The organism is Actinopolymorpha sp. B17G11, from assembly GCF_040196095.1.
Lineage (GTDB): Bacteria > Actinomycetota > Actinomycetes > Propionibacteriales > Actinopolymorphaceae > Thermasporomyces.
Genome location: NZ_JBEFTW010000049.1, coordinates 34,768 through 45,990, shown reverse-complemented (window position 1 = coordinate 45,990; position 11,223 = coordinate 34,768). Strand labels below are relative to the sequence as shown.

Annotated in this window: 9 protein-coding genes; 4 read left to right on the top strand and 5 right to left on the bottom strand. The window is 69.9% G+C overall.

Annotated features, from left to right (window positions below):
• Positions 1-191 precede the first annotated feature (191 nt).
• Together ABN028_RS32015 and ABN028_RS32010 are read left to right on the top strand one after the other, a co-directional pair.
• A complete protein-coding gene (locus ABN028_RS32015; RefSeq protein WP_349699192.1) occupies positions 192-1,502 on the top strand; it encodes a sulfotransferase family protein in 1,311 nt (436 codons plus the stop codon).
• A 160-nt stretch (positions 1,503-1,662) separates the two neighbouring features.
• The gene (locus ABN028_RS32010) at positions 1,663-2,322 is read left to right on the top strand and encodes a DUF1707 SHOCT-like domain-containing protein (RefSeq protein WP_349331949.1); all 660 of its coding nucleotides are present in this window, start codon (positions 1,663-1,665) and stop codon (positions 2,320-2,322) included.
• Positions 2,323-2,439: 117 nt separating this feature from the next.
• On the opposite strand, the gene glpX is transcribed toward ABN028_RS32010, so the two are convergent.
• The 3 genes from glpX to xseA all read right to left on the bottom strand — a co-directional run bounded on the left by glpX (position 2,440) and on the right by xseA (position 5,090).
• Positions 2,440-3,483, bottom strand: a complete 1,044-nt coding sequence (gene glpX / locus ABN028_RS32005; protein ID WP_349331950.1) for a class II fructose-bisphosphatase — start codon at positions 3,481-3,483, stop codon at positions 2,440-2,442.
• Between the two features lie 109 nt (positions 3,484-3,592).
• Positions 3,593-3,838, bottom strand: coding sequence for an exodeoxyribonuclease VII small subunit (locus tag ABN028_RS32000; protein ID WP_349331951.1), 246 nt, complete (start codon positions 3,836-3,838; stop codon positions 3,593-3,595).
• A gap of 10 nt (positions 3,839-3,848) precedes the next feature.
• Positions 3,849-5,090: an exodeoxyribonuclease VII large subunit gene (gene xseA / locus ABN028_RS31995; protein ID WP_349699191.1), complete on the bottom strand. Its 1,242-nt coding sequence runs from the start codon at positions 5,088-5,090 to the stop codon at positions 3,849-3,851.
• Between the two features lie 139 nt (positions 5,091-5,229).
• Between xseA and ABN028_RS31990 the strand changes: the two genes are divergently transcribed.
• A complete protein-coding gene (locus tag ABN028_RS31990) occupies positions 5,230-6,204 on the top strand; it encodes a 4-hydroxy-3-methylbut-2-enyl diphosphate reductase (RefSeq protein WP_349331961.1) in 975 nt (324 codons plus the stop codon).
• Here ABN028_RS31990 and ABN028_RS31985 read toward each other — a convergent pair.
• Positions 6,125-8,434, bottom strand: a complete 2,310-nt coding sequence (locus ABN028_RS31985) for a DUF6542 domain-containing protein (protein ID WP_349699190.1) — start codon at positions 8,432-8,434, stop codon at positions 6,125-6,127. The genes ABN028_RS31990 and ABN028_RS31985 overlap by 80 nt on opposite strands.
• A gap of 195 nt (positions 8,435-8,629) precedes the next feature.
• Complete coding sequence (locus ABN028_RS31980; RefSeq protein ID WP_349331954.1) at positions 8,630-9,904, bottom strand: DNA recombination protein RmuC; 1,275 nt, start codon at positions 9,902-9,904, stop codon at positions 8,630-8,632.
• Between the two features lie 243 nt (positions 9,905-10,147).
• Here ABN028_RS31980 and ychF point away from each other — a divergent pair, with 243 nt between their 5' ends.
• Positions 10,148-11,221, top strand: coding sequence for a redox-regulated ATPase YchF (gene ychF / locus ABN028_RS31975; RefSeq protein ID WP_349699189.1), 1,074 nt, complete (start codon positions 10,148-10,150; stop codon positions 11,219-11,221).
• Positions 11,222-11,223: the final 2 nt, after the last annotated feature.

Genomic DNA, 11,223 nt, shown 5'->3' with positions numbered 1-11,223 from the left:
CATGGCCGGCCGCACACCACTACAAGTCAAGAAACACCTACGGCGCCGGATCCGACAGACTGCAGCCTGACAACCAACCAAGCGTCTCAGAGACGCCGACCTGTCACCCCAACCCGTGATCCGGAAGCCCTAGGAGAGCCGTGGCCGGAGCACCGCGGGCCAGCCTCAGAGGACCCGCGGCGTTCGGCCACATGTGGCCGGACTCTGTCCGGTCCGATGGTGACGATCTCGACCGGGCAGGATTTTGCGTTAGCCTCGCTGGCTCGGAGCGACATGCTCAACTCCTCGGGGGCCGGGAGGCGATCATCATTTCCGAGGGCCGTGGCAGGCCGATCTTCATTCTGGGGTGCCCGCGGTCGGGGACCACGCTGCTCAGCCTGATGCTGCACCAGCATCCGCGGATCGCCATCCCCCCGGAGAACCGGTTCCTGATGCCCGTCTACCTCAAACGGGAGCGCTTCGGCGACCTGGCCGTCGAGGCGAACCGGCGGGCGCTCGCCGAGATGATTGTCACCTCGAAGTGGTTCGGCGATCTGGGCCTCGACCCGAGCACGATCACGGACCGGATCGTCGACGAGGCGTGGACCGTCGGATCCGCTGTCGGGCTGGTGCTCCGCGCCTACTCCGACCGCTTCGGCAAGCTCCGTTGGGGAGACAAGCGACCCTATTACCGGACGGCGATCTGGCTCATCCGGCGGATGTTCCCCAACGCCCAGTTCGTGCACATCATCCGGGACGGGCGCGACTGCGTTGCCTCGATGAAGTCTGTGCCCCCGTGGGACGAGCTCGGATTCAGCGCCCGGGTCCGCGCGTGGACGGAGGCGATCGACCGCGGCAATCGGGCGCGCGACGACCTACCCGCCGACACCTACCACGAGATCCAGTACGAAATGCTGGTCGCCGATCCGGAGAAACACCTGAGCACGCTGTCCGAGTTTCTCGGCGAACCGTACGACGAGGCGATGCTCAGCCCTGAGCGGCTCGCGGACACGTTCGTACCAGAGCACCAGACCTGGCACGTCCGGACCCGACAGGAGGTCTCGACGCGTTCGGTCGGGAGTTTCCGGGACCGGCTGGAGCCATGGCAGCTTCGCGTCTGCGAGGCCGTGATGGGCGAGCGCTTGAGGGAGTACGGCTACGAGCTGACCGGGGCAGGGCCACCGGCGCCGGAAGAACTCGAGGACTTCTTCACGTACACGCGGAAGCAGGCTCGCCGGGTGCGTCGGCGGAGACGGCGGGACCGTACGGTCAGCTACCCCTGGCCGGTGGCGGACATGTCGGTGCGCGAGGCCCAGCTGCACCGCCAGGCATCGGCGTTGAGGAACGAGGTCGCGAGCCTTGTCAGCCAGCGTGACGATCTGCAGAAGCGGCTCACGAAGGTCACCGAGTCGCGATCGTGGCAGTTGACCGCCCCACTCCGCGCAGCGCACCCCAAGCGGCTCACGTCGGCTGCACGGAACCGACGCCCCTGGGGCAGTGGAGGCAGCACCGGACCGCGGTAGCCCATCCAGCCGGGTGGTGATCGGCGACTTCGTGGCACGGGACTCGGCGGAGGTTGCTCCAGGTCGGTCGGCCCCGTCGCGCGCATGGCCTAACCTCGACCTTGGCGGTGGCCCTTCGGCGAGGCCGTTGGGTCCACCACGGCGACAGGAGCGGCTTGCGATGGCACCTACGGGCGATGCGCGCCAGTGGTTGGCGGGTGGGGTGGGAGACCTCCGCGCGTCCGACGCCGACCGCGAACGTACGGCCGACATGCTGCGCCACGCCGTTGCCGAAGGGCGCCTCGACATCATCGAGCTCGAAGAGCGGCTCGAACGGACATTCGCGGCAAAGACGTACGGCGAACTGGCGCTGGTGACGACCGACCTCCCGATCGGTGAGCCCGGCGTCGCCGCGGACACCAGGCGCGCCGGGCGTGGGCGGCAGCGTCCCGCTGTGGCTGGCGTCCCGGGCCCGCTGACCGTGCCCGGTCCACCCGAGATCACCGCCATCCTGAAGGACGAGAAACTCGGCGGACGTTGGCTGGTCCCACCGCGGGTCACCATCCGCGCCCTGCTCGGCAAGGTCACCCTCGACTTCACCGACGCGGTGATCCCGCACGAGGTGGTGCTGGACGTGGCGATGGGTCTCGCCCAGCTCACGCTCATCGTGCCGGACGACATCGCGGTGGAGTTCGAACGAGGTACGCAGGTCATGGTGAGCCGCAAGGACCGGAGTCGCGGACAACCCGCGCCCGGGACCCCGCGCATCCGCGTGCGCGGGCTCGTCGTTGCCGCTGAGCTGCTCGCACGCCCGCCGAAGCGCCGCTGGTTCCGGCGTTGACGGGGCGCCCGCGCGAACCGACCGACGCGTGAGGTGCCGCCCGACCGCGGGAAATGCCCGCCGACCGGGTGAGGTGCCGCCCGAGCGCGGGGCGATCGGCGCCCTGCCGCCGTTGGCTCAGGTGGCGCGTTCGAAGTCGATCGAGGCGTACGCCCGGAGCTTGCCCAGCGCGTGTTCGGAGATGATCGAGCGGATCGTGCCGCTGCGGGACCGCATCACCAGCGAGTGCGTGGCCGCACCGTCGCCTCGGTACCGGACACCCCGGAGCAGTTCGCCGTCGGTGATCCCCGTCGCCACGAAGAACACATCGTCGCCCTGGACCAGATCATCGGTCGTGAGTACCCGTCCGATGTCGTGACCCGCGTCGATGGCCCTCTGTCGTTCGGCGTCGTCGCGTGGCCACAGCCGACCCTGGATCATGCCGCCGACGCACTTCATCGCGCACGCGGCGATGATCCCTTCTGGCGTTCCACCGATCCCGACCAGGAGGTCGACGCCGGTGTCCGGCCGGGCCGCGGTGATCGCCCCCGCCACGTCGCCGTCGGTGATGAACTTGATCCGCGCCCCGGTCTCCCGGATCTCGCGTACCAGCTGCTCGTGCCGGGGCCGGTCGAGGATCACGACCGTCACGTCGTCCGGTTCGGCACGTTTGGCCCGCGCGACCCGCCGGATGTTCTCGGCCACCGGCGCGGTGATGTCGATGGCGTCGGCGGCTTCGGGCCCGGTGACGAGCTTCTCCATGTAGAAGACGGCGGACGGGTCGTACATCGCGCCGCGGGGAGCGACGGCGAGCACCGACACGGCGTTGCTCATGCCCTTGGCGGTGAGTGTCGTGCCGTCGATCGGGTCCACCGCGACGTCGCAGTCGGGGCCGTCGCCGGAACCGACCTGCTCGCCGTTGTAGAGCATCGGCGCGTTGTCCTTCTCACCTTCGCCGATGACGACCGTGCCGTTCATGCTCACCGAGGCGATGAGGGTACGCATGGCATTGACGGCTGCCTGGTCGGCGCCGTTCTTCTCGCCCCGCCCCACCCAGCGTCCGGCGGCCATTGCAGCGGCCTCGGTCACCCGGACCAGTTCGAGGGCGAGGTTGCGGTCCGGTGCGTCGGCTTCGGTCCGCAGCGGGGGTGGAACGACGTCTTCCAGAGTCGGGTCCGACATCTCACATGCCCCCTGCGTGTTGTCCTGCTCAGTCGTTGCTGACCGGTCGTTGCTGCCCGGTCCAGGCTGCCCGGTCGTCGAGCTCAGTCGTCGTGCTCAGTCGTCGTGCTCAGTTGTCGCTGTCGAGGTCCTCGGCCTCGTCAGCCGGTGTGCCTGTCTGGGCAGCCGCCAGCCGGGCGCGCGCACCGTCAAGCCAGCCTTGACAACTGGTCGCGAGCTCTTCGCCCCGCTCCCACAGCCGGAGGGACTCCTCCAGGGTGGTCCCGCCTGTCTCGAGTTGGCGTACGACCTCGATGAGTTCGTCGCGCGCCTGTTCGTAGGACAGGGCCGTGGGGGGTTGGGTCGACTCGCTCACGACTCGAACCCTATCCTCTGCGTCCTTCACCTGAGGGTTTCCCACGATCGCGTACTTCCACGCCGAACCGGCCGGCCGCGACCCTGGCGTCGAGCGGCTCGCCGACGGAGACCTGGTCCGGGTCTCGCACCACCGCGCCGTCAGACTTCTGCAGGACGGCGTAGCCGCGTTCCAGGGTCGCCTTGGGGGAGAGTGCGCGAACCCGGGCAAGCTGGTGGCTGAGGTTGTCCTGTGCCCGGTCGAGCAACTGGACCGTGCACCGCCGGGAGCGGTCGCGAAGCGCCCGGATCTCGTCCTCCCGGCGGCCGATGTCGTGGCCTGGATCACGCAACGCCGAGCGGGTACGCAGGCTGTGCAGGAACGCCTGCTCCCGGTCCAGGCGGTGCTCGACAATCTGCCGTGCCCGCGCCTGCAGGTCCCGGATCCGGGCGGCCTCCTCGCTCACCGCGGGCACGATCCGGCGGGCGGCATCGGTCGGCGTCGACGCGCGGACGTCGGCCACGAGGTCGGACAGCGGCGTGTCCTGCTCGTGCCCGATCGCGCTCACCACCGGCGTACGACACAGGGCGACCGCCCGGATCAGGCCCTCGTCGGAGAACGGCAGCAGGTCCTCGACGGACCCGCCGCCGCGGGCCAGGACGATCACGTCGACCTGGGGGTCGGTGTCGAGCCGGCGCAACGCCTCGATCACCTGGCCGGCCGCCTGGTTGCCCTGGACGGCGACGTTCTCGATCCGGAACTCCGCGGCTGGCCACCGGCGCCGGGTGTTCTCCAGGACGTCGTGTTCGGCGGCGGAGCCCCGCCCGCAGACCAGGCCGATCCGCCCCGGCAGGAAGGGCAGCCGGCGCTTGCGCTCCGGTGCGAACAGGCCTTCGGCGGCGAGCAGGCGCTTCAGGCGTTCGAGCCGGGCGAGCAGCTCGCCCAACCCCACCGGCCGGATGTCGGACGCGGCGAGGGAGAGGGTGCCGCGCGGGATGTAGTAGGCCGGCCTGGCGTGGACGACCACCCGCGCCCCCTCGGTCACCGGCGGGTCGACCACATCGAACACCACCCGGGGACAGGTCACCTGGACGGAGATGTCGGCCGCCGGGTCGCGGAGAGTGAGGAAGACCGTCGATGTGCCCGGCCGGCGGGACAGCTGCGCGACCTGGCCTTCGACCCACACCGCACCGAGCCGCCCGATCCACTGGCCGATGAGGTTGGCGATCTGGCGGACCGGAGCGGGTTGCTCAGCTGAGGTCTGGAGGGCCATGTCCGCTCAGCGTAGTGTCGCGGCCCATGACCGCTCTGTCCCTCCTGCCACAGCCGCGACCCGTGACTTCGTGACGATCGCCACACGTCGGCGGCCACTCGTCGTACGGCCGGTCGCCGAGCCAGGTCCGGCACCTACGATGAAGGGCATGACGTCGACCGAGCGCCGTGTCCTGCTCGCCGCCCCCCGTGGCTACTGCGCCGGGGTCGACCGGGCGGTGATCACGGTCGAGAAGGCCCTCGAGCACTATGGCCCGCCGATCTACGTACGCAAGCAGATCGTCCACAACAAGCATGTCGTCGACACCCTGGAGGCGCGCGGCGCGATCTTCGTCGAGGAGCTCGACGAGGTCCCCGAAGGCGCGACCGTGGTCTTCTCCGCACACGGCGTCGCGCCATCCGTCCACACCGAGGCGCGGGACCGGTCCCTCAAGAGCATCGACGCCACCTGCCCGCTCGTCACGAAGGTGCACCAGGAGGCCAAGCGCTTCGCCGGCGACGGCCGCGACATCCTGCTGATCGGCCACGCCGGGCACGAGGAGGTCGAGGGAACCGCCGGTGAGGCGCCCGACCACATCCAACTGGTCGAAGGACCGGACGATGTCGACCGGATCGAGGTTCGCGACCCGTCGCGGGTCTCCTGGCTGTCGCAGACCACGCTGTCGGTCGACGAGACGATGCAGACGGTCGAACGGCTCCGTGAGAAGTTCCCGCAGCTGATGGATCCGCCGAGCGACGACATCTGCTACGCCACGCAGAACCGCCAACAGGCGGTGAAGGAGATCGCGCACGCCGCCGACCTGATGATCGTCGTGGGCTCGGCCAATTCCTCGAACTCCGTACGCCTGGTCGAGGTGGCTCTCGAAGCCGGAGCGCGCGCGGCCTACCGCGTCGACAATTCGTCCGAGGTCGACGAAGCCTGGCTCGACGGGGTCGCCGTCGTCGGCGTGACCAGCGGTGCGTCCGTGCCGGACTCGCTCGTGAAGGGCGTCCTCGACCTGCTGCGGGAGCGCGGCTTCCCGGCGGCCGAAGAGGTCAGAACGGCGGACGAGAGTCTGATCTTCGCGCTGCCACCTGAGCTGCGGAGGGACCTCCGAAACTCTCGTCCACGCTGAGGTCGGAGGACCTGGAGCGCCCGACCGCCACCCGCAGCGCGATGGTGCCGAGGGTGAGCGACGACGCCGCGACCAGCGTCCACGACTCGGTAGCCAGCCCGGAGAGTACCGCGACGACCGGCGATGACGTGCCGCCAAGCCGCTCCGGTGACGTGACACCGATCCCTGCGAATGTGGCAAGTGCGGCCAACGGGGGCAGGACGCCGGCGGTGAAGATGTCGGACCGCCGGATCCCAGCGGCCACCCCGAACGACGTGAGGACGAAGCCCAGGCTGAACAGCACGCCGAGGTGGCCGGTGAGGTACAGGTCCAGGAACGCTGCTCCGAGCCCGCCGAGGATGGCGACCGGCACCGCGAGGAAGGCCGGGAGACCTACCGGCCGGGTACGGCGTACCCGGTGACCGGACCGCTTGGCGCGTCCCGAGCGGGCCGAGCGGGCCGTGCCGGGGGTGCTCGAGCCGGCCGAACGCGCCGCCTCTCCGCCGGTGAAGCGGACGCCGAGACCACGGGCGGCGGACTCCCGCTCGTCACCGAGGTCGGTGAGCGCGATGGGTTCGCTCGGACCGGTGGACAGGTCCGCCCTGAGTTCGACCATCGGGCTGGACATCGGCCGGCCGAGTGCGGTGGCGGTCAGGTCCCTGCCCGCGGCCCGTCGACGCGGCCGGAGGTCATCGGGATAGTCGTCGAGGTCCGGCGTGGCTGCGGCGTGCCTGTCGGCGCCGGGCTCCGCGGTCAGGTGGACCGCAGGCAGCATCACCATGGGTTCGGTGACAGGGCCCACGAGGTCGTCACTTCCCAGGTCGGTGTCCGGATCCTCGCGGCGGTGGCTGCGTCGCCGCCCGCCGCTGTCGGTGCGGGGATCACCGAGGAGTTCGGGATCGTGGTGGTGGCCGGTCGAACGGCCTGTGCCATCGCCACCCCACTGCGACCGACCGTCGTCAGCGGGACGCCGGCCGGTGTCGCGAAGTGCGTGGAAGCCGGTGGTGACCTCGCTGGCGGCGGTGGACTCCGGCAGGACGTCGGAGACGTGACCGCTGCCGGAGCCGGTACGACCCCAGCCGTGGTCGGGAAGCGGGCCGGTGAGCGGCTGACTCTCCAGGGGGGTCGACAGATCGTCGAACGACTCGGGGGAGTAGCTGGACGAGGCGTACCGGTCGAGAGGTGCCGGAGCGCCCATCGGAGCATCGAACTGGCCAGGCCGGTAGTCCGGCTCGCCCCCGGGGTAGTCCGGCTCGCTCCCGGGGTAGTGCGGCTCGCTCCCGGGGTATTTGGGCTCGCTCCCGGGGTAGTGCGGCTCGCGACTCGGGTAGTCAAAGAGGCCCGGGCTGACGTCCAGCGCTTCTTGGCTGCCCGCCTCGGTTCCGGACGGATCCCATCGCCCTCCGCTGTCGCCGGCTGGTGGGTTGGACTGCGGTACGGAAGGCAGGTGGGGGAACGGCTGGTCGAAGGCGGGCTCCACACGTCGCCGCCGCCGGCCACCGCTCGGATGCTCGCGCGGCATTTCGTACGGCGCCGGCTCTTCGTACGGCGGACCGGAGTCGTACCGGTCAGCGAACCCGGAGGACGCCGCGCCCTCATAGGAGGCTGGCCCTTCGTACGGCGGGTCCTGCGATGGCGTCGGGGACTCGTCACGCGCGGCCGGCGGCTCGTACGAGCCGGCGATCGCTTCGCCTCTGGCCGTCGGTGGTGAGTACCAGTCCTGGTGGCGCTCGAACCACCGGGCGGGTGACTCGTACGACGAGCCAGGATCGTCGTAGCGGTCCGCCGGAGCAGCGTAGTGCTCGCCGGGTGAGGCGAAGTGATCCCCGCCGGCCGGGCCGAACCGCTCGCTGCCAGGCGCCTCGTCCCTTCGGGCGGATGGTGCGTGCGGTGGGGCCTCCGACCCGTAGGTCAGCGGGGGCGGGTACGCGTCGTCGGCTCCGTCGAGGGCATCGGGTGACGCTGTCCACGGCGTGCCTGCGGGCTGGTCGGAAGGTGACGGGTCCGGCGCAGAGAACACGCGTGCCCGCCGGCCACCTCGCCGTGGTGGCCACTGATGGTCGCGGTGGTCTGAACCGAACGCGACCCGCCGGCCACTGCCCGTCGACCCCCCGTGCGCACCGTCCCGCTCCGAGGTGTCGTAAGCCGACGTATCGTCACTCGACGTGTCGAAGGCAGAGGTGTCGTAGGCAGACGTGTCGTACGCAGAGGTGTCGGGGCCGGGACCCTCGGTAAGCGCCGCCGGGTCCACCTGATGACCATCTGTAGCTCGTCGGCGACCAATTGTGTGCGGACTCGGAGGAGTGTAGGCAGAAGGGGGCGAACCATCCCATCTGGAATCCGACACCCCAGCACGATATTGCGCTGAGCTATGCCACGTCACCCGCCTGGGGCTACTAGCTGGTACCAAATGCGGGCTCTATGGGGACATACGACCTCCACTTGACTACGTAACGTGCCCGACTCGCCTCATGGCGCGAGATTCGGCCGCGGACTCCACCAGTTCGGCGGCCGCCAGTGGCCGCACGGCCTGCTCGACCGGAGCGGGACTCGCGAGCTCCTCGCTGGTCACCTTGAGCTCGTGAAGGCGCCGCGCCGAGACGAGCACCCGGGTCTCGAGGGATCCGACCGCTTCGTTGTAGGAGCCGACTGCTCCCGCCAGCGAACGGCCGAGCCGGTCGAGGTGTCGGCCCATCCGTCCGAGACGTTGATAGAGCTCTCGCCCGAGTTCGAACACCTCGCGGGCGTTGTGGGTGAGGGCCTGCTCGGTCCATGCGTAGGCCACCGTGCGCAGCAGGGCGATCAGCGTGCTCGGCGTGGCGAGGATGACCCGTCGCTCGGCGGCGTACTCCAACAGCCTCGGGTCTGCCTCGAGAGCGTGAGAGAGGAACGCCTCGCCCGGCATGAACAGCACCACGAACTCCGGTGTCGCCGGGAGCCGCCGCCAATACGCCTTGCCGGCGAGTGCGTCGACGTGGGTACGCACCTGCCGGGCGTGGGCGTCGAGCCGGCTGGCGCGGGTGGCGTCGTCACTCGCCTCCGCCGCGTCGAGAAACGCCTCCAGCGGCACCTTGGCGTCGACGACGACGTGCTTGCCACCGGCGAGGTGGACGACCAGGTCAGGTCGCTGCACACCGTCGACCTCGCCGTCGGTCGTGGTGGCGGTGTGCTGGAAGCTGACGTCGCAGTGGTCGACCAGCCCGGCCAGCTCCGCCGCGCGGGCCAGGTGCAGCTCGCCCCACCGGCCCCTCACCTGAGGCTTGCGGAGAGCGGTCGCGAGCGCGCCGGTCTCCTTGCGGAGGGCCTCGCCGGTCAGGCGTACGGCATCGATCTGCTCGCGCAGGGTCGACTGCAACGCGACGCGGGACTCCTCCAACTCGCGCAGCCTCGCGTCGAACCGGTCGAGGCTCTCCTTGACCGGACCCACCGCCGTGGCGGTCGCCGACTCCGCGGCCCGCATCCGCGCGTCGGTGAGGTCGAGGAGCTGTCGGCTGGACTGCGCCATCGCGTCGGCCGAGACGGACCTGAAGTGCTCGGCAAGCGTGCGCCGGTCGGCCGTCAGCTCGCCGAGCCGGCCCTCGGCGGCGTCGCGCTCGGCGGCGGTGCGGGCGAGAGTCTCGGCGACCCGCACCCGGACCAGCAGGGCGCCCAGCGCCGCGCCGACGAGCAGGCCGACGGCGAACGCGAGGCTGATGACGATGAGAGAAGGCGCGCCGTTCATGAGATCCACTCTGTCGGGTCGCACCGACAACTCCGGATCGCCACGCCCAACGCAGGATCTGCCACTCGTGATCGCTCCTGTACCTCGGACAATGACCACGCTGGGCGGGCCTGTGGGAGCGGGCACATGGGTGCATGCCTGGCTGTGCTCCCGCAGACCTGCCCAACGTGGTCATTTCCAGCGGCATCGCACTCCCGGGCCTGGCCAAGCCGTTCTGTCGCCCACTGCGTAGGCTTGTGCGCTGTGGCTTTGTCGATCGGGATCGTCGGGCTCCCCAATGCGGGGAAGTCGACACTCTTCAATGCGCTGACCGCCAATGACGTCCTCGCGGCGAACTATCCGTTCGCGACGCTGGAGCCCAACGTCGGCGTCGTCGGCGTACCCGATCCGCGGCTCGAGGTTCTGGGGCGGATCTTCGACTCGGCCAAGGTTGTCCCGGCGACGGTGCAGTTCGTCGACATCGCCGGGCTCGTCCGCGGCGCGTCGGAAGGTGAAGGCCTGGGCAACCAGTTCCTGGCCCACATCCGTGAGACCGACGCGATCTGCCAGGTGACGCGGTCGTTCCGCGATCCCAACGTCGTGCACGTCGACGGAGAGGTCTCGCCGTCCGGCGACATCGGCACCATCACGACCGAGCTGATCCTCGCCGACCTGCAGACGATCGAGAAAGCCCTGCCCCGGCTGGAGAAGGAAGCCCGCCTGAAGAAGGAGCTCGCCGAACGCGTCGATGTCGTACGCCAGGCACAGGCTGCGCTCGAGAAGGGCGTCACGGCCTATGCGGCGGGCCTCGACCTGGTGGCGCTGCGCGAGCTGAACCTGCTGACGGCCAAGCCGTTTCTCTACGTCTTCAACTGCGACGAGGACGAGCTCGCGGATTCAGCCGTACGCACGGAGTTGTCCGCGCTCGTCGCTCCCGCGCAGGCGATCTTCCTCGACGCCAAGATCGAGGCGGAGCTGCTGGAGCTGCCACCCGACGAGGCGCTGGAGCTGCTGCAGTCGACCGGGCAGGATGAGTCCGGCCTGAAGATGCTGGCGAAGGTGGGCTTTGAAACCCTTGGCCTGCAGACGTTCCTGACGGCCGGGCCGAAGGAGGCGCGGGCGTGGACGATCCGCCGCGGAGCAACGGCGCCGGAAGCCGCGGGAGCGATCCACACCGACTTCCAGAAGGGCTTCATCAAGGCCGAGATCGTGTCGTACGACGATCTGGTGGCGGCCGGGTCGATGGCTGAGGCGAAGGCACGCGGGCAGGTACGCCTGGAAGGTAAGGACTACGTGATGGCCGACGGCGACGTGGTGGAGTTCAAGTTCAACGTGTGACC